14 protein-coding genes and 1 pseudogene are annotated in these 18,115 nt (G+C 62.2%); 3 read left to right on the forward strand and 12 right to left on the reverse strand.

Going from position 1 to position 18,115, the window contains the following annotated elements; translation table 11 throughout:
- Nucleotides 1-9: 9 nt before the first annotated feature.
- Both ACFMO7_RS18980 and ACFMO7_RS18985 read right to left on the reverse strand, forming a co-directional pair.
- Nucleotides 10-390 carry a hypothetical protein gene (locus tag ACFMO7_RS18980; protein WP_376797060.1) on the reverse strand — a complete coding sequence of 127 codons (381 nt, stop codon included), beginning with the start codon at nt 388-390 and terminating at the stop codon, nt 10-12.
- Nucleotides 374-760: a DUF2089 domain-containing protein gene (locus ACFMO7_RS18985; RefSeq protein ID WP_376797061.1), complete on the reverse strand. Its 387-nt coding sequence runs from the start codon at nt 758-760 to the stop codon at nt 374-376. The genes ACFMO7_RS18980 and ACFMO7_RS18985 overlap by 17 nt, the downstream gene beginning before the upstream one ends.
- Before the next feature lie 685 nt (nt 761-1,445).
- Here ACFMO7_RS18985 and sufB point away from each other — a divergent pair.
- Complete coding sequence (gene sufB, locus ACFMO7_RS18990; protein WP_376797062.1) at nt 1,446-2,852, forward strand: Fe-S cluster assembly protein SufB; 1,407 nt, start codon at nt 1,446-1,448, stop codon at nt 2,850-2,852.
- A gap of 291 nt (nt 2,853-3,143) precedes the next feature.
- Here the strand turns inward: sufB and ACFMO7_RS18995 are convergent, their stop codons facing one another.
- The 4 genes from ACFMO7_RS18995 to ACFMO7_RS19010 all read right to left on the reverse strand — a co-directional run bounded on the left by ACFMO7_RS18995 (nt 3,144) and on the right by ACFMO7_RS19010 (nt 7,566).
- Entirely contained in the window at nt 3,144-3,596 is a 453-nt protein-coding gene (locus ACFMO7_RS18995; RefSeq protein WP_376797063.1) for a hypothetical protein, read from the reverse strand.
- A 1,352-nt stretch (nt 3,597-4,948) separates the two neighbouring features.
- Entirely contained in the window at nt 4,949-5,605 is a 657-nt protein-coding gene (locus ACFMO7_RS19000; protein WP_376797064.1) for a TetR/AcrR family transcriptional regulator, read from the reverse strand.
- A 490-nt stretch (nt 5,606-6,095) separates the two neighbouring features.
- Entirely contained in the window at nt 6,096-6,500 is a 405-nt protein-coding gene (locus tag ACFMO7_RS19005) for a hypothetical protein (RefSeq protein WP_376797065.1), read from the reverse strand.
- Between the two features lie 364 nt (nt 6,501-6,864).
- The gene (locus ACFMO7_RS19010) at nt 6,865-7,566 is read right to left on the reverse strand and encodes a B3/4 domain-containing protein (protein WP_376797066.1); all 702 of its coding nucleotides are present in this window, start codon (nt 7,564-7,566) and stop codon (nt 6,865-6,867) included.
- Between the two features lie 837 nt (nt 7,567-8,403).
- Here ACFMO7_RS19010 and ACFMO7_RS19015 point away from each other — a divergent pair.
- Entirely contained in the window at nt 8,404-10,317 is a 1,914-nt protein-coding gene (locus ACFMO7_RS19015) for a protein kinase (RefSeq protein ID WP_376797067.1), read from the forward strand.
- A gap of 48 nt (nt 10,318-10,365) precedes the next feature.
- On the opposite strand, the gene ACFMO7_RS19020 is transcribed toward ACFMO7_RS19015, so the two are convergent.
- From ACFMO7_RS19020 to ACFMO7_RS19035, 4 genes are all read right to left on the reverse strand, one after another.
- Nucleotides 10,366-11,013, reverse strand: coding sequence for an NAD(P)-dependent oxidoreductase (locus ACFMO7_RS19020; RefSeq protein WP_376797068.1), 648 nt, complete (start codon nt 11,011-11,013; stop codon nt 10,366-10,368).
- 166 nt (nt 11,014-11,179) lie between these two features.
- Nucleotides 11,180-11,602, reverse strand: a complete 423-nt coding sequence (locus ACFMO7_RS19025) for an Rrf2 family transcriptional regulator (protein ID WP_376797074.1) — start codon at nt 11,600-11,602, stop codon at nt 11,180-11,182.
- Nucleotides 11,603-11,938: 336 nt separating this feature from the next.
- Nucleotides 11,939-13,078: a citrate/2-methylcitrate synthase gene (locus ACFMO7_RS19030; protein WP_376797069.1), complete on the reverse strand. Its 1,140-nt coding sequence runs from the start codon at nt 13,076-13,078 to the stop codon at nt 11,939-11,941.
- 256 nt (nt 13,079-13,334) lie between these two features.
- On the reverse strand, nt 13,335-14,735 hold the full coding sequence (locus ACFMO7_RS19035) for an acyltransferase family protein (protein WP_376797070.1): 1,401 nt from the start codon (nt 14,733-14,735) through the stop codon (nt 13,335-13,337).
- Between the two features lie 234 nt (nt 14,736-14,969).
- Here ACFMO7_RS19035 and ACFMO7_RS19040 point away from each other — a divergent pair, with 234 nt between their 5' ends.
- Complete coding sequence (locus ACFMO7_RS19040) at nt 14,970-16,409, forward strand: cobyrinate a,c-diamide synthase (protein ID WP_376797071.1); 1,440 nt, start codon at nt 14,970-14,972, stop codon at nt 16,407-16,409.
- Nucleotides 16,410-16,516: 107 nt separating this feature from the next.
- On the opposite strand, the gene ACFMO7_RS19045 is transcribed toward ACFMO7_RS19040, so the two are convergent.
- Nucleotides 16,517-17,491: a D-ribose ABC transporter substrate-binding protein gene (locus ACFMO7_RS19045; protein ID WP_376797072.1), complete on the reverse strand. Its 975-nt coding sequence runs from the start codon at nt 17,489-17,491 to the stop codon at nt 16,517-16,519.
- A gap of 353 nt (nt 17,492-17,844) precedes the next feature.
- Nucleotides 17,845-18,115 (reverse strand): annotated as a pseudogene (locus ACFMO7_RS19050) (ABC transporter permease); the annotation flags it as partial.

Raw genomic sequence — 18,115 nt, forward strand, 5'->3', positions numbered from 1 at the left:
CAGCCCTGGCTAACGCTCCTCGAGGAAAATTTCCACGCGCTCATTCTCTTCCAGATCCTGAAAGTCGAGGAGGCGCCCAGTGGAAGCCTGAGCGATGGCGCGTAGCAACTGCTCCAGGGCGCTGCCGCTAATCTGAGGAGCCAGGCGCGTCGCCAGGCGCAAGCCCACCTCCAGCAGCTCCACCGGGATCGTCACACTCGTCCGGGGACGATTGAGGAGCAGATCACTCACGCGAATGTGTACCAGGCGTTGGCGCGGCCTGGCGCGGGCGGAAGGCGTCCCAGCAGAAGGGACAAGGGCATCGAGCAGGCGGGCCGCCTCCACTGCACTGATCTGGCCAGCCTCAACCAGGCGCAGAATGCGGTCACGCTCTTCAGCGGGAACTGCCATCCGACTGACCTCGCAACAGGCGCATCGCCTCCTCAACGCTGATCTCGCGCGCGGCCAGACGATCCAGAATTGCTCGACGATCGACGCTGGGACGAGGCTCAGGCTCGGGCGCCCCCCCAAGCGCGGCCACAATCTCATCCAGGCGATTGCGGGCTGTATTGTAGGCGATATCCAGCTCGCTGGCCAGCTTCTGAATATTGCCACGGTTCTTGACCAGGCGCTCCACAAAGTCAAGCTGCTCGGGGGTCAGGCGCCCAATCCAGCCGAGACTAAAGCGGCCCTCGATCACGACGCCGCTCTCGGGGCACTCCAGGCGCGTCACGATCAGCTCTCCACCACTCACCGGGTCTCTGGTTATCAGCCTGTGCATGCTTCTCTCTTCTTCACCGGGGACTGATCCGCCCCCGGGCCTCCTAATCCAAGCTCCCTGAGATCACCTGCAGGCCCATGCGCCGGGCCGCTCCTGGTCGCTCCCCCTTCTTGGTGCTCCTCAGCAGGGCCGACCCGGCGAGGGAAACGCTGGCGTTCTTGGCCTTTATTCTACCACAACCGCTCAATTTCGTCAACAGAGATGGCAAAAATATCTCTAAAACTGGAGAGATATACCAGGGCCAGTGCCAGCTCTGAGAGCGGACATCTCCAGGCGCCCCTGTGATCGATAAAATGACTATTTGATAGATCAACACATTTTTTATTATATATTACCACTTAAATTGTTTTAATCCTTTATATAGCTATACGCCTGCCAGACGCGGACGCTGCCCAGCGTGCACGGGCCAGCGCCGCCTGGCTCTTCGCTCGTTATCAGCTGTTGAGCACTTTTGCCACCAGCACCGTCCAGGTCTATCTGTATAAGACAGCAGACCAGGGCGAGCCAGGCACAGCAAAGGCTCCCTGATGCCTGCTATCCTCAGCCAACTGGCCTTGACAGGCCGACACGACGGGCCGTATAATTAGAGGAGCAAATCCGAGTATTAGAGTAAGGATTGATTGAGGTGGCGCTGTTTCCTCACGTACGGGGCAGAGGTCTCGACGCCACGCTGAGGTGATGTGACATGAGCACGCAAGAAATCTTCGGTACAGCCGAGCCGAGATATACCGCTGGCTTCCATGTACCTGAAAATTACGCCTTCAAGTCGAAGAAGGGGCTGAGCCGTGAGGTCGTTGAGCAGATCTCAGAGATGAAGGGCGAGCCTGACTGGATGCGCCGCTTCCGTCTCAAAAGCCTCGACCTCTTTCTGAAGCGGCCTCTGCCTACCTGGGGCGCGGACCTCTCGGGGATCAACTTCGACGATATCTACTACTACATCAAGCCGGTCAGGGAGCAGGGCCGCTCTTGGGACGAGGTACCGCCCGAAATCAAGGAGACCTTCGATCGCCTGGGTATTCCCGAGGCGGAGCGCAAGTATCTGGCGGGCGTGACGGCCCAGTACGAGAGCGAGGCCGTCTATCACAAGGTCCGCGAGGACCTGGAGAAGATGGGCGTGATCTTTATGGATATGGATAGCGCCCTGCGCCTCTATCCGGACCTGGTGAAGGAGTACTTCGGCACCATCGTCCCGCCCTCCGACAACAAGTTCGCCTCGCTCAATAGCGCGGTCTGGAGCGGTGGCAGCTTTGTCTACGTGCCGGAGAACGTGCGCGTGGAGATTCCTCTCCAGGCGTACTTCCGCATCAATGCGCAGAATATGGGCCAGTTCGAGCGCACGTTGATCATTGCTGAACCTGGTTCCTATGTTCATTATGTGGAGGGCTGCACGGCTCCGATCTATTCGACCGATAGCCTCCACAGCGCCGTGGTGGAGATTATCGTCAAACGCGGCGCCCGCGTGCGCTATACGACTATCCAGAACTGGTCAAAGAATGTCTATAACTTGGTGACGAAGCGGGCCGCCGCTTACGCCGATGCGACGATGGAGTGGGTCGATGGGAACCTGGGCTCGAAGGTGACGATGAAGTATCCGGCGGTGCTCCTCATGGAGCCTGGCGCCCGCGGCGATATTCTGTCGGTGGCCTTCGCCGGCGACGGCCAGCATCAGGATGCTGGCGCTAAGGTGACGCACCTGGCCCCCTACACGACTTCCCAGATTCTTTCGAAGTCGGTCTCTAAGGGAACAGGTCGCGCCTCCTACCGCGGCCTGGTGCGCGTGAATCCGGAGGCCCACCATACGAAGTGCAGCGTGCGCTGCGATGCCTTGCTGCTCGATGAGCGCGCTCGCACGGACACCTATCCGACGATGCGCATCGAGAATAATGAGACGGAAATCGGCCACGAGGCCACCGTCTCGAAGGTCGGCGAGGATCAGCTCTTCTACCTGATGAGCCGCGGCCTGGATGAGTCGGAGGCTTATTCGCTGATCGTCAATGGCTTCATCGAGCCGATCACGAAGGAGCTGCCGATGGAGTACGCCGTCGAGCTGAACCGCCTGATCCAGTTGGAGATGTCGGGCAGCGTCGGTTGATGCCTTCCACGCCCCACACATAGTAGAAGCTTTTACTCATGGGCCATCGCCTGCCAGGGCAGGCAGGCGATGGCCCATCTGTTCTGGCTCGCCCTTGTCCAGATCAAATAGCTCCCTCCGGTACATGCTCAACGGGGAGCTGAACACATAGCCAGCCGCTCGCAGGAGATTCCGAACTTCTTCGAGAATGGCCAGCGAGCCAACAGCGATGCGGGTGACCCTCCCCAGGAGCAGATAGTCAGGTCAGGTACCAGTACTCCTGTATGGCGCTGCCGTTTGCCCTTCTCGTCCTCACTGCGGCCAAGCCGCTCGATGAGGCTTGAGGGTAACACGAAACGCCAGGTCCCGGACCCACTTCGTGATCTGTCCGCGCAACCAGTACGCCCATTTGTGGTTCTTCCGCCCGCCCCGGTTGATCTTCTCTTTCGGCGGCCGGTACCGGCACAGGTGCTCGCACACGATCACCCCTGCGCCAAGCTTCTTCGCGAACCGGACAATGGTCACGGCCGTCTGCCTGGCCGCATTCTCGTCCAGGTTCCGGATCCTGGCCCACAAGTTTGCGTTGTTCTGGACGCCCGGCTGAAGCCGCCCGCTGTGCTCACGCTTGCGGTGGATAGCTGCGGACAACCGGTGCCGGCGATGGTTCAGAGCGCTGCCGTCCACGAACCTCGTAGCCGCCAGTTTTCCCGCTACAAACGCTCCCATCACCGCCAGCCGGTTGACGCCCAGGTCCACCGTGACCACCCGCCGGGATCTGTGGGCCTGCCCGGCGCTGTTCCTCTGCCTTCCGGGGTTTGTCGATGGATTTCTCCATCGGGATGTGCAGCGCATACCGCACCTCGCCCGGATACCGTTTGGCCCGCTTCGCGTACACCGTCAGGGATTGGACCATCCATATGCGGCGCGCTTTTTCTTCGCTGGAACCGGCCTGTTTCACCTTTGGACGCTCCCTTCCCTGGGTCCATGCGCTCTCTCCCAGGCGGCCCCGGCGAGAAGCGTTTCCGCCTGGGCGTGAGCCACCACCGACGGCGATACCTTTTCCCACGCCTGCCCCGTGTGCAGCTCCAGGCGGATGAAGGTGTGCCGCTTTTCCTTCTGCGGGTCCAGGTCATATGCGGGGTGCTCGACCATCCCCGCATAAAACGTCACCGGCTCGTTCGGTGCGCCCAATTGAGGTTTCCACCCACCCGCGCCGCTGCGGCGCTGTTTCCTTCCCAGTTTTCAGGCGACTCCACCAGGACCGCACCCTGCTAATCGCCTGGTTGATCGCCGCCCGGCGTAGCTCCGTCGGCATTCCCTGAGCCGCCAGAACGTGTTCGTCAAGCGGCTATCCCGGGTTCGGGTGGGCTTTGGTCGTCAAAGTATGAAACTCTGCAAAAGTCAGCATTTCTTAGTTGATACTCGTCTTAGAGTTGATTAGGGTATATTTCTGGACTGTTCCTTCCTCCTTTCGGTCTGAACCGGCTCGTCCAGCCCGTTCACGTGGGCCGCAAAAAGTTTATGTAAAAGGCGATCACGGCCTTACAGATGCCCTTCGTCCTCTCTAACGCCTCTCTCTTGCACCGATGGACCTCCTGGTGAATCCCGATCCGGATCGTCTTGACGACCGCCGCCAGCGTTCTCACCTCCCGTCACGTTCATGGCCCTTTGGACTTTTGTCCGGAACTCCTGGGAGCGCTGGCCGTACTCCGGGCGGAAAAGACCGTAATGATCGTCAGCAGGTCTCTCATGACTATAGAAACAGGGTTAATGTATATCTATTTTTTTAACCTCCTGGTCCAAGGCCCTGGAGTTCGCCATTCTGGAGGAGTTCAATACGCTCGCTCTCTCACGCGGGCCTTCCGGCAGAGCCGCATCTGAGCTTGCAAGCTTCACGCAAGCTTGCCAAAGTTCGAGAAAGGATCGCGTTCAGGCGCCTTTGATGAGATTGAGCAGGTCGAGGGCCTGCCAGGATCCCTCGCCAGGGTCTCAGGAACTACTGGCAGGGCCGTGAGCAGGCTTTGAGCGGCCAGCCGCAGCCGGAGGTGACTATTTCCCTTTCCTCCCTCCGCTTTCAGGCAGGGGAGCGGTCGATCCCCTTACCTCTGGCCAGTAAGTCAGCCAGACCGGCCCTGAGAGACCGCTGGCCTGGGAGCAAGGCCCAGGAAAACGGCGTCTATCAAGCGCTCGATGAGGTCCTCGTTGAGGGGCTGAGGCTGCGAGGGCGCTAACGGGGCCAGCATGAGATGATAGAAGAGGGGACCGGCAATCAGGTCGATGATGAGCCAGGGATCAAGGTCGCGGCGAACCTCCCCCCGCTCCTGCGCCTCCCTGATCAGTTCGACAAATTGCTGCTGCCGCGGGGCAAAGAGACGCTCGATGAAGACGCGGTAAATCTCTGGGTTGGCGTGGACTTCACCGATTGCTCGGAAGAGCAGTCGCTGCAGAAAGGGATTCTGCTGCACGGCACGATAGGCCAGGGTATAGATGGCCACGAAATCGCGCCGCAAGTGCCCGGTATTGATGATGGGGATGTCGGTATAGATGCGGTGAGCGGCAGCGACGACCAGCTCCTCTTTGGAGGACCAGCGGCGGTAGATGGTGGCTTTGCTGACACCAGCACGAGCCGCAACGCCCTCGATGGTCATGCCTTGATAGCCTTCGTCGGCTAGCTCTTCCAGCGTGGCCTGGAGGATCGCCCTGTGAGCCTGGGCACTGCGTGGTCGCCCAGGCCGTCGTTGCCCAGACTCGGATTCAGCTTCGGGTATGATCATGAGATGGCTGCTCCTCCCTCGCTTCCATTGTAGTAGGTGGCTCAGCAAGCGTCAAGTCCGCCTCCCAGGCGGCGGAGAGCCGGCCTGCACCGGCAAGAAGAGGAGAGCTATCCACGCCCCTTCACCACTCTCGACCCGACTTAGACTCCCCGAGCGCGCGCGCCCGCCCGCAGAAGCAGAGCGACCCAGGTCGCTCTTTGCGCAAAGCCAGAGTTCAATCGAGTTGCCCACGGCTGCAGGCGAGGAGAAGATTGCCCATCTTCCTCTCAATCTGCAGTTGCTCCTACCAGCTTCTTACTTGCTTCTTTATGTCGCTGCCCAGCCGCAGCGTTTCCTTATCCCACCCCAAAGTTTCGGAACGAACTAGTTTCGTATCCGCGAAGACGAGGAGGGCCAAGACCACACGAGACCACCTCTTTGGCTCAGCCGAAGGGCCGCGGGCCTAAAGGAGAGGTCCAGGAGCGAGAGAGTGAAACAGCGGCAGCGCATCTCAAAGCGTTGCTGAGGATTGGTCAGGTCCACCCGACCTTTGTCTCTGCTGAATGTACTGCCGAAAGCGTCTGCGGCTCAGGCTTTTGGAGAATTTCAGACTGGATGGCATTTGATGAGAGAAAAATTCATATGGCCTTCCATGGTCGTCAACCTCATAAAGACCACTGTAGCGCCTTGCCAGTGAGACTGCTGCTATACAGATAGGCACCTCCAGCAGGCTAAACAGAGACACCAGGATCTGTTGATGCCAGATCAGGCAGACGATGACCAAGGCAGACAGCACCGACGCTATTCCCAGACCGATCAGGATATAGCGATGGATAGCATAGCCAAGCGGTGGCTCGCCTTCGCGCAGCCAGTAGCGTTGAACGACTAGCTGATGATAATCGGTGGGTTCTCTCATCGCTTCCCTCGCGTTGTTTTTCTGTGACGCCAATCCAGCGGCGAGGCGTAGGGCCGCGCGGATCGACACGGCTCATTCAGGCACAGCGATCGCAGATCTGCTGCTCGTCCGCTGACGCTGCTCAAGCTCTCCTGGTCAGAATAAACGATCTGGGCGGCGATCTATCCAATAGGCCAGGCGGCACACTCGCCCGCCGACCGCCGCTCAGCCAGCCTCAGGCGGGGCGCGCTCACACACTAGCACACACTAGTATGCATGAGAAGGCAGATGCCTGCTGGCGTTCAGCGCTCGAGGCGCAGCAGCGGTCTCCAGGGGAATGCGGCGGTCGGACAGGACGAAGCTGATCAGCTTCCTGGCTTGCCGGCTACCAGGTGGCCTGCGGGTTGGACGCTGAGAGGAGAAAAGGGCGAACCTGAGCAGCGAAACAGCGTTGCAGGCCGCTGACAAGGTCCTCAAGGACGGCCTGCGCAACCTGTGGGCCGACCTCGCCAAGGGATTCTGAGACGAGAAAGACGCGGCGCGTCTGAGGCAAGATGAGGGCCTGGCGCGCCTGGCGCCAGACAAAATGGCGTGTCAGAATGGTGTTGCCGTCGGTATAGGCGACTTCCCCAGCCTGGACCTGCTGCGGCTCCTCTTCTCCCAGGGCAATGAAATGGTCGCCTTCACGGGTCAGGCGCAGTTCCAGGGGACCGCCGACCTGCTCCAGGTCGAAGCCGCCAACGGGAACCACATGGCGCAAGGAGATAGTGTTGTAGAAATCAACCAGTCCATTGATGCTGAACGGTTCTCCTCCTTTGAGGGCCCGCCGCAGCAGGGCCTCGATGGAGCTGGGAAATTTGCTGGCGACTCCCAGGGCACGCAGGCGCTCGCGCCAGGGCCGCACGTGCGGATGCGACTGGGCATTGCCGTAGGCCGCGGCTTGCTGCCCCGCCCGCCGCCAGGTCTTCCGCCACTCCTCGCTAACCTCGGGCGGCACGCGGCTGTTATCGATTCCTTCAGCGATGACTACCGCCAGGGTCAGGCCCGGAAACCAATTGAAGATCTCGTCATGAACGCAGAATTGCAAGGTTCAACTCCTCGTTTGACCATGAGCATTCTAGAGCAGAGATTATACTCCTGATGGGCCAGAGCGAGCAAGCGGCCAGGCGTCTCCAGGGCGATCTTCGCAACTGTCGCCAGCAGGACGGCCTTTTCAGGTCCTCACCAGGGCCTCGCTCTCACCAGGGTGAAGCAGAAGCAGACGAGCAGCGAGGAGGGCGTTCTCGGCGATCCCGGGGTCCAGGCGAGCGCAGGGCAGGGCAGGGCTCCGTCCCTCGCTCGTCAGGCTGGAGCCGCGGCCTGTGGGGAGTCTTGGGCTGCCGGCACTTTGCAGGCTGAGCGATCATGGTGCCATCCCTCCCTTGTCTGCCCGCTGGAGTGGCGCCGCCGAAGGCTCTGTTCCTGGGAATGTGGCTGCGGCGCCAGCCTGACCAGATGCCCCGCCACCTGACCATGGCTCTTCAACTCCCACTGGCGGAGAGGATCCTCAAGACGCAGAGTGTCCCTCGCTATCGCCTGCAGCAGATTGGCAGCGCCTACCCGTTTCTTTGCTTTCTGACAGGTTTTCCAACGAACTGAGAGGATTCCCCCTAAAGGGTCCATCCCTTCCGTTCCCCTGCGGCCAGCCGCCGGCGGGTTTAGAGCCGCGTGCGGCGCAAGCGCCAGGCAGCTCACCTGGGGAGAAGCAACTTGCAGAGGGTGGGGACGTAGATATATAGTGAAGAAAAGAGAAGACAGCCCGCCGGCAGGCGACAGAGGCGGGGTGCTAGCGCCCCACCAGCGAGGGTCCGGCCTGGGCTGTCCTGGCTGTTGGCTGCGGCCAAGCCAGCTTAGCTCAGCACACTCTGCCCGGGCGAAAGGGAGCATGGTCACGCATTGTCTCAATCCGCGCGGAGGACACGACAACCCCGAGAGCGCCGTCTCATGTCGCCGCTGCGAGTTTCTCATCGAGGGAGCGCGCGTCGGCAACTACCAGGTCGTGGCCTTCATCGGCTCGGGCAGCTACGGCCACGTCTACCAGGTGCGCGAATCGGAGCCGCTGAGCCGTACGCTGGCCCTCAAGGTGCTGCGCTTCGACCAGCTCAACGACAAGGCTCTGGGCAGCTTCTTTGACGAGGCGCGACGCATTGCCACCCTGCAACATCCCAATATTCTCCCCGTCTACAGCTTCGGCCAGCTCGAAGATGAGCGCCCCTATCTGGTCATGGAATACGCGCCACAAACCATCTACGATCTCTTTCGCAAGACCGACGGCAGCCGACGCCCAGCCTTTGCGGAAGAGCTACTGCCTTACGTGCAGCAGGCCGCCCAGGCCCTCTACTATGTCCATCAAAACGGCCTGATCCATCAGGACGTGAAGCCCGGCAACCTGTTGATCGGACGCAACGGGCAGCTTCTGCTTTCGGACTTTGGCACCACCTTCTACCTGGGCATGCAGACCCACGCTTCGCTCGGCGAGGTGACCGGCACCGCCGCCTATATGGCTCCCGAGCAGTGGCAGGGCAACCCGCGCCGCGAGAGCGATCAGTACGCCCTGGCCATCTGCTGCTACGAACTGCTCACGGGACGCCTGCCCTTCAGCTTCAGTCGCCTCGAAGAGATGTGGCGCGCGCACCTGCACGAGCCGCCACCTCCGCCCCAGCAATGGAACCCACGCCTGCCGGCCGAGGTAGCCGCCGTTCTTCTGCGGGCCCTCTCCAAGGACTATCGCCAGCGCTACCATGACACGCAGCAATTCGCCAGCGCATACGCGGAGGCCGTCTCTATCGCCCTGCAGCGCTACGTCTGCGAGCGTTGCGGCTTCCAGAACCGCAGCGGCGCCCAGCGCTGCAGCAACTGTGGAGCCGACTACGACGACCGCACCTGTCCCTACTGCCACACCGCCGTGCGCTTCGGCCAGCGCTGCTGCTCCGCCTGCGGACGCCTGACCATCCCACCCAACCTTGTCCGCCACAGTCCCCTCCTCGGCATCAGCGTTCGCCAGGGTCGCTACGACATCCGGCGCGTCCTGAAAAGCCGCGAAGAGACGCGGGTCACCACAATGGTGGCCGCCGATAACCAGGCGAACGGAGCCGAGGTTGTGCTCAAGCGCTGGGAATGCACCGACTTCCCCCTGACCCGGCGGGCCCAGGAGCTGGCCTACTACGACCGTGCCAGCGAGGGGCTGGCCCGCCTGCGCCATCCGCTTGTCCCCCAGGTGCGCGAGCGCTTCGCCGAGGGCCGCCACTACTATCTGGTCCTGACTTATATCGATGGAGAAAGCCTGGAGGAACGCTTGCAGAAGCTGCTCCGTCCTCTGCCCGAGCGCGAGGTGGTGGTCTGGCTCTACAGCCTGCTCAATGTCCTGGCCGCTCTGGAGCAACAGCAGCCGCCTCTCTATCACTTCGATATCTCGCCCGCCAACATCATCATCGAACGTCAGCGCGGGCGCGCCATGCTCACCGGCTTCCAGATTCCCCCTCCGCCGCTTGACAGTGCGCCTGGCAGCCGCAGCCTGCACCGCACAACGCGCAAGCTGGCTCTCTCGCCCTACCTGCCGATCAAGGATCGGCGCTACGATCGGCGTACCTCCCTCTACATGCTGGCGGCCAGCATGCACCATGTTCTGACCAACCAGGCGCCACCGCACTACCCGGTTTATCCCCCGGTGCGCCAACTCAACCCCGCCGTCTCGCCGGAGCTAGAGGCGATTCTGGCCCAGGCCCTGCAAGAGGAGCCTGCCGCCCGCTACCAGACCTACCAGGAGATGCAGCGCGCGCTCAAGCCACTTCTGCCCTAGAAGTCCGGCCCCGCCGCGACGCGCTGCCCTCCCGCGGCATCACGCAGGTCAGTAGGCAACGGTGAAGCGCTGACGGACGAAGCGCGGCCGCTCTACCTCATCAAGGAGGGCCACCGCGTAATCTTCCATCGAGATGCGGCTCTCGCCTTTCTCGTCAGTCACCAACTGCTCGGTACCGACCCGGTAGCGCCCCGTGCGCTGGCCTGGCTCGATGAAGGCCGCCGGACTTAAATAGGTCCAGTCAAGATCGCCTCCCTGCTGGCGATAGACCTCCAGTGCCTCGCGGGCAGCGGTGGCAATGGGTCGCCAGGCCGGCGGGAAACCGGGCGCATCCATCAACTGAACCCCGGGCGCTACCTCCAGACTGCCAGCCCCACCAACCACCACCAGACGCCTGACACCAGCCCGCTTCAATCCCTCGATAAGGGCCTGGGCGGCCTGCACCACCACGCGCGGATCCTCGGCGGTCTCACGCGCCGGCCCGATGGCACTGATGACAACGTCGTACCCACTGACCAGACGCGCTACCTCGGCAGGGTCAAGCACATTGCCCGCCTCAAGGCTGAAACGCGGATGGCTCAGCGCAAGACGCTCGGGATGGCGCGCCACCCCCTTGACTTCATGGCCACGGTTGAGGGCCTCCTGAATGATGCGCTGACCAATGTTGCCAGTAGCTCCAAAGACAATCAGTTTCATGAGAGATCGCTCCTTTCAGCCAGAGAATGGCATTTCTAGCATACGCCTGGACCAATGGACCGGCTCGGCGGACTGTCTCTCCTTGCCGGCCAGAAGAAGAGAGACTACGCTTGACCTATCCGTAACCATCACAGTTCCGAATAGGGTCGTAAAAAAAGCGAGCCCGCTATGAGGGCAAAGACAGCTCGCCCGCTCGGGCGGTGGCCAGCACCTGGGCAATCGTTTGCTGGGCCAGCACCCGCTTGAAGGCCGTCTCGGCCTGGCCGAAGTAGCCAAGCAGGGTCTGCTGGATATTGCGACCGATCAGGCAGTTGGGGTTTGGCACACTATGGTGCAGGGCCAGCAAAGGGCCAGCCCCGACGGCCTCATAAACATCCAGCAGGCTAATGCTGGCCGGATCGCGCAACAGACGCCAGCCACCGCCGACGCCGGGCTGCGAAGCGACCAGCCCGGCCCGGCTGAGCAGACCCAGGATGCGGCGAATAAAGACGGGATTGGTATTCACGCTGCCAGCGATGTGCTCAGAGGTGAGCGGCTCCTGGTCGTCCTGCTGAGCAAGCAGCGTCAGAATATGGACCGCAACGGCCAGACGTGTGTCCCTCGTGCGTGATCGCCCTTCCTTTCAGCGCCAGTCTATCTGTAACCAGTTTAGTTCCGGAACGAAGCTCCTGTCAAGGGCGAGACGAGGCCAGCGCGGAGGGGGTGCCAGCCTCGACTCAGAAAAAGGGAGCAATCTGGTGGCGATTGCTCCCGCTCGTCTCCTCGTCGCCGCACAGCAGTTCTGGCCGTCCGTGCGGCAGAAAGTTGCTCTGATCTGACTCTGGCTGGCAGGGTTGATCGGGCGAACAATCGTTCGGCCAGCCAGCCGGCCAGCCAGCCAGTCAGTCAGGTCTCTGGGCATTTGTTGGGCCAGACCTGAGCTGCGCTACTGGCTTACCTGGGCTTGCTCGCGCTGCTCGATCGGTACATAGGGGACATCTTTGGGGCCGACGTACTCGCCGCGCGGGCGGATCAGGCGATTGTTGGCATACTGCTCCATCACGTGGGCGGTCCAGCCAACCACGCGGCTGCAGGCAAAGACCGGCGTATCCAGGTCGACCGGGATGCCCAGCAGGTAGTAGACCGTGGCTGAGTAGAAATCAACGTTAGCGTGCAGGCCCTTCTGCTCCTTGACGTAGGACTCGATGACGCGCGACATCTCCACCCAGCGCGTATCACCCTTGCGCTGGCTCAGCTCGACGGCGAAGGCGTCCATATGTTTGCCGCGCGGGTCCTCGGTGCGATAGACGCGATGGCCAAAGCCCATAACGCGCTCTTTGCGCTCCAGCAGGCCACGAATATATTCCTGGGCCCGGCTCACCTCGCCGATGCGCTGGAACATGCGCATTACCTGTTCGTTGGCGCCGCCGTGCAGGGGACCGGAGAGCGTGCCGATGGCCGCCGTGATCGCCGCGTACATGTCGGCGAGAGTGCTGGCCGCCACACGAGCGGAAAAGGTCGAGGCGTTCAGCTCGTGGTCGGCATGCAGGATGAGAGCCACGTCGAGCACGTGGGCATCGTATGGATCGGGCCGCTCCCCCTTGAGCATGTAGAGGAAGTTTTCGGCCAGGCTTCCCTCCTCCAGCGGCGCCACCGGCTCTCTCCCATTACGAATGTGATCCCAGGCGGCCACGATCGAGGGTAGCTGGGCAGTCAGGCGCACAGCACGCCGCAGATTGGCTTCCTGGGAGCGATCGCTGAGATCGGGGTCGGCAGTGGAGAGCGCTGAAACGGCGGTGCGGAGGACATCCATCGGAGGCGTCGAGGGAGGGAGCAGGCGCATCAGGTCGATCAGCCGTCCTGGCAAGGCCCGGTTGGCCCGTAGCTCCGCGCTGTGTGCCTCAAGCTGTGCGCGGGTCGGCAGCCTCCCGTGCCAGAGCAGGTAGGCTGTTTCTTCAAAGGTGGAATGAGCAGCCAGATCGTGAACGTCAACACCGTAATATGTCAGTTTGCCGCGCTGACCATCGAGATCACAGATACGGGTATGAGCGGCAACGACATCTTCAAGACCTTCGGTGGTAGACATAGAAGCTCCTTTTGGGGACGTATGCTTCGCTTGAGCAGTAGGCGGAGCTCAACGTCCGGCGTGTCGGGCAGCCGCTGCTTCCACAGCGAAGCAGACTACTTCGCCACAACAAATCATATGGGTTGTGTAAAGTATTATAAACTTGCCTTCCCGCCGGTGTCAACGTAAATCGAGCTGGCAGGCGCCTGCCCGTCCTGCTGGCTGCCAGCCGGCGGCAGGACGGGACAGGAAGGACCCGGGCCAGGCAGGAGCCAGCCTAACGCTTCCTGGCAGACGCCAGCTCCTGTCGTGCCCCTGGGGAGGGAGCGGAGCCTCTCCCTCCCCCGAGCCAGCGCTGACCAAGCTTGAGGAAAGGCCGCTCGACGAGCAGGTACGAGAGCAGGGCCAGCGGCAGGGCTGTCAGCACCACCCAGAGCCAGTAGCAGCCATAGACCAGCCAGTGATTCAGCCCGCTCAGCCAGGGCTGGATATGCAGGCTGAAGTAGGCGATCAGCGGCAGGTGCCAGATATAAAGACTATAGGATACCAGGCCGAGCCAGCGCAGGAGGCGCCAGGAGAGGCAGGCCCGTAGGAGGGCTGGTCCGAAGAGCAGGCCCGTCAGACAGGAGCCGTAAGCCAGGGCAAAGCCGAACTCGCTCAGGCTATCGTAGAGCGGCAAGAGGCCGTTTAGCCAGGAGAAGGCCCCCAGGTCATGGTTGAGGTGCCAGACGGCCATACCGACCAGCAGACCCCCTCCCAGGCCCCACAGGGCCAGGCTCCAGCGCCGCAGCAGCGCCATTAAGAGGCCAGCGGGCTTGACTGTGCGCCCATAGGTGTAGCAGGCGGCAATCAGCATCCCGACGGCAAAGTCTTCCAGAAACTTGCCGGCCATCCCATAGCTAAAGAAGAGCACGACGTTCAGAGCGGACCGCGGCAACAATGGCAGGCTGGCCTGGGGATGATCAACGTAGTAGTCGCCCCAGTGGCGCACGAGCAGCGCATAGACTATGACCAGTCCCAGGCTGAGGCAGATCAGCGGAAAACGCCGACGCGAGGGCAGGCGCCTCAACAGCAGAAAGCAGCCCAGAGCTAACCAGGGCAGGAGCAAATAAAACTGCCACTCGATGGCCAGCGTCCAGTATGGCCCGTTGATCTGACGAAAGGTCTCCGGCGTCGAGTCCATAAAGAAGGTCACAAAGAGCAGCAGCTCTCGCCAGTGCTCCGGCAGCAGATACTGGGGCTGCCAGAGCACGATCAACAGGACCAGCGACACATAATAGGCCGGCCAGATGCGCAAGGCCCGCCGCAGATAGAAGCGACGGGGCGAGGGCCAGGGCCGTCCCTCATCCAGCAGCGCTCTCGCATAGGGCAAAAAGAGCAGAAAGCCCGACAGGATAAAGAACAATGTCACTCCTGTGCTACCGACCAGCAGCAGGGAGCTTGCCAGCGGATGGTGCAGCGGCTGCCAGAGATGCTGATGGTAGGTTGTCCAGTTGACATGGAAGAAGAGGACAGCCAGGCAGGCCAGGGCGCGTACCCCATCGAGGACCGGGATAGTATTAGGGCGAAGATCGCTTTCCAGCAGTCCTACCAGAGCAAAAAGGAGACGCCGCAGCCCTCCACCAGTAGCCCGTAGCCAGCGTCCAGGAGGAGACTGACCGATCACTTCCAACAGCATAGCTAGAGTACCCATTGTTTTCACGTAATAGGACAACGGAGAGCGCGCGACGAAGGTGACAGGGATCAGTACATTTTCCTACATTGTGGGATAAGTTGAGCCATTGGCAGTCGGGACGGGCCTGATGGCCGCCTGCCGCGGCGCTGAGCCGAAGGCGAGCAGGGCAGAATCTCTGGGCTGGTCCGGACGAGGCCAGGCGCGCTCTTGCCAGGAAGCCAAGAAGGAGGTTTCAGGATGGCTATCGCTCTGCCACGGTTACTGATCGCCGGCACCGCCAGCGGCGTCGGCAAGACGCTGATTAGCTGTCTGCTGATTGCAGAGCTACGAGCCAGGGGCTGGCGCGTCCAGCCATTTAAGGTTGGCCCTGACTATCTGGATGCCTCGCATCTGGCCGAGGCCGCCGGACGACCCTGCTATAATCTCGACACCTGGCTGATGCCGCCGGAGCGCCTGGAGGCGATCGTGGCTTCGGCCTGTCGCGACGCCGACCTGGCCATCATCGAGGGCATGATGGGCCTCTACGACGGGCGCGAGGCCGACAGCGAGGCGGGCAGCGCCGCGGAGATTGCCCGCCTCCTGCAGGCCCCGGTGCTTCTTGTCCTGGATGCCTGGGCCCTGGCCCGCAGCGCAGCGGCGGTGGCCCTGGGTTTCCAGCGCTTTGGGCCTCAGCTGGCCCTGGTGGGGGTGATCGCCAACCGGGTAGCCGGTCCGGGCCACGCTCGCCTGCTGCGTGAAGCCCTGGCCTCAGCCGGGGCTCCGCCGCTGCTGGGCGCCTTTCCTGCCCTGGATGAAGCTCCCTGGCCCGAGCGCCATCTCGGGCTGCTGCCCGCCAGCGAGCTAGCCCTTGGAGGGGAACGTCTGGCCACCCTGCTCAGGCTCTTCCGCCAGTCCTGCGAACTGGAACAGCTGCTGAGTCTGGCTCGCGAGGCCCCTGCCCTGACTCTGGAGGATCGGACCGAGACCGTCCTGGCGACGGAGGGAGCCGACTCTCGTGTGCGCCTGGCCCTGGCCTACGATGCCGCTTTCAGCTTCTACTATCCAGATACCCTCGACTTGCTGCGCCAGGCTGGGGCTGAGCTGGTGCCCTTCAGTCCCTTGCGCGATTCGCAGCTCCCGACGGGCTGCTCCGGTCTCTACCTGGGTGGCGGCTTCCCCGAAGAGCACGCTGCTTCCCTGGCTGCGAACGGCCCTCTGCGCCAGCACCTGGCCGAGCTACTGGCGGCGGGACTGCCCTGCTACGCCGAATGTGGTGGGTTGATGTACCTCTGCCGTCGCCTGCGCACGGCCAGCGGCGAAGTTTATCCCATGCTCGGCATCATCGAGCGCGAGAGCATCATGGAGGGCGGTAGGGCCGGCCTGCAGATCGGCTATCGCCTGGCCCAGGTGCAGCGCGAAAGCTTGCTGCTGCCGTCCGGGGTGCAGGTGCGTGGACACGAGTTTCACTATTCACGACTGGATGCGGGGCCAGCTCCCGAGGAGGCGGCCTATGTGCTTAGCTCGCCCGACGGCCAGCACCGGCAGCTCGAAGGCTTCGTTCGTGGTAACCTGCTGGCCAGCTATCTGCACCTTTCTTTCAGTGGCTTCCCCGAGGCGGCCAGACGTTTTGTGGCCGCCGCCCGTCGCTGGCAGCAGCAGCAGCCAGCGGAAGAGCGACAGAGGCACTGGCCTCGCTAACGGTCACCCCGGGCCTAGCCTGAGAGCAAGCGGGGGGGCCAGCAGGCCCCCTTCGTCAGAGAGCGGCTTGCCGGTCCCCCTTTCAGGTCCTCGTCCTGAGTGAGGGCTTACTTTGGTCCGAAGACGCCGAACTGATCGGCGTTCTGGGCCGTCACCAGGATACAGTCGATCGACTGCTTTTCCGGTTGTCCTGTAGAACCGGTCTTGAGGTACTTATCGGCCTCATCGACGGCGAGTTGGGCGATACGCACGGCGGGCTGCAGAACCGTGGCTTTGATGCCACCCTGTTTGATTGAGGCAATCACATCGGGACTGCCATCAAAACCCACGACGATCACATTCGTCTTGTGAGCCGCCTGCAGGGCCGCCCAGGCGCCCAGGGCCATCGTATCGTTGCCCGCGATGACGCCCTTGATATCGGGGTGAGCCTGCAGAATGGTCTGCATCTTCTGGAAGGCCTCAGTCTGGTCCCAGTTGGCGCTCTGCTGGGCCACCATCTTCATGCGCGGATACTGGTCGATGACGTCGTGGTAGCCGCGCGAGCGGATAGCGGCGTTTGTATCTGACTGCTTGCCGAGCAGCTCAACGTAGTTGCCTTCCTCGCCCATCAGCTTGACGAACTCCTGAGCGCCCAGGGTCGCCCCCTGGTAGTTATTGGAAACGATCTGAGCGGCAGCCACACCGGTGGCGTTGATCTCGCGATCGATCAGGAAGACGGGAATGCCGGCGTTCTTGGCCTTGCGCACGGCGGCCACGGTGGCATCGGCGCCAGCGTTGTCGAGAATGATGGCCGCCGCATGGCGGGCGATGGCCGTATCGATGAGCTGGTTCTGCTTGTTGACATCATCGTCGTGCGTGGCGGCCACGGTATCGTAGCCCAGGGCCTTCGCGCGCGCGTTGGCGGCATCGGCCTCCGCCTTGAAGAAAATATTGTCGTAGGCCGGGGTGATGATGAAGATCAGCTTTTTCCCCCCGGAGTTTCCAGAGGTTGTCGACGATGACTGGCCCGAGCTACCACAGGCAGCCAGGACGAGGCTGAGCAGCGTCAGCACTGTCAGCAGGTAGAGCATCCGTCGAAGCATAGTCCTTTCCCTTCCTTTCGGCACTCTTCTTTGAGAGGTCTTGTCAGGGCCGCCGTTCCGTCTTGGACCGGAACACGGGAGAACGGAACGGAGCGGCCTTGTCGCTGGTAGGCTGGCCGGGCAGCGAGTGGCTTGTGGGCAGGCCAGCATAGGATGTGGCCTGCGCTGGGCGCTCAACGGCCCACTCTTCCCGGCCTTAGTCGTTGCCTTGCTTGAGCTGCGGCTCGCAGCGCGGCACGCGCTGGTGCTTCCCCTTCCGCTTCCGGAGAGGCGGAGAGGGTAGCGCTGCGCTTCTTCTTCCCTCCTCTCCTTCTTGCCTGGTTTCTGCCACTGGCCGGCCTCTGGTCCTCAAGTCAGACCAGGGCGGCTCGCTTCTGCCATCGCTGCTGGAGCTGGTCGATGATGACCGCCAGCACAATGACGGCCCCTTTGATGACCATCTGCCAGAATTCGGAGACCCCGATCAGCACCAGGCCATCGCTAAGGACCCCTATCACAAACGCGCCGATGATGCTGCCCAGGATGGTTCCTCGCCCGCCAAAGAGCGAGGTTCCTCCCAACACCACCGCCGCGATGGCATTCAATTCATAGCTCTCCCCCGTGGCTGGCTGGGCCGCCTGCAGC

This window comes from Thermogemmatispora sp. (assembly GCF_042408735.1).
In the GTDB taxonomy this organism is placed as follows: domain Bacteria; phylum Chloroflexota; class Ktedonobacteria; order Ktedonobacterales; family Ktedonobacteraceae; genus Thermogemmatispora.

Excerpts from the sequence above, each read along its gene's own strand:
- ACFMO7_RS19005 (WP_376797065.1), bottom strand. The coding sequence starts at position 6,500 with ATGAGAGAACCCACCGATTATCATCAGCTAGTCGTTCAACGCTACTGG.
- ACFMO7_RS18980 (WP_376797060.1), bottom strand. The coding sequence starts at position 390 with ATGGCAGTTCCCGCTGAAGAGCGTGACCGCATTCTGCGCCTGGTTGAG.
- ACFMO7_RS18985 (WP_376797061.1), bottom strand. The coding sequence starts at position 760 with ATGCACAGGCTGATAACCAGAGACCCGGTGAGTGGTGGAGAGCTGATC.
- ACFMO7_RS19000 (WP_376797064.1), bottom strand. The coding sequence starts at position 5,605 with ATGATCATACCCGAAGCTGAATCCGAGTCTGGGCAACGACGGCCTGGG.
- sufB (WP_376797062.1), top strand. The coding sequence starts at position 1,446 with ATGAGCACGCAAGAAATCTTCGGTACAGCCGAGCCGAGATATACCGCT.
- ACFMO7_RS19015 (WP_376797067.1), top strand. The coding sequence starts at position 8,404 with ATGGTCACGCATTGTCTCAATCCGCGCGGAGGACACGACAACCCCGAG.
- ACFMO7_RS19045 (WP_376797072.1), bottom strand. The coding sequence starts at position 17,491 with ATGCTTCGACGGATGCTCTACCTGCTGACAGTGCTGACGCTGCTCAGC.
- ACFMO7_RS19035 (WP_376797070.1), bottom strand. The coding sequence starts at position 14,735 with ATGCTGTTGGAAGTGATCGGTCAGTCTCCTCCTGGACGCTGGCTACGG.
- ACFMO7_RS19020 (WP_376797068.1), bottom strand. The coding sequence starts at position 11,013 with ATGAAACTGATTGTCTTTGGAGCTACTGGCAACATTGGTCAGCGCATC.
- ACFMO7_RS19030 (WP_376797069.1), bottom strand. The coding sequence starts at position 13,078 with ATGTCTACCACCGAAGGTCTTGAAGATGTCGTTGCCGCTCATACCCGT.
- ACFMO7_RS19040 (WP_376797071.1), top strand. The coding sequence starts at position 14,970 with ATGGCTATCGCTCTGCCACGGTTACTGATCGCCGGCACCGCCAGCGGC.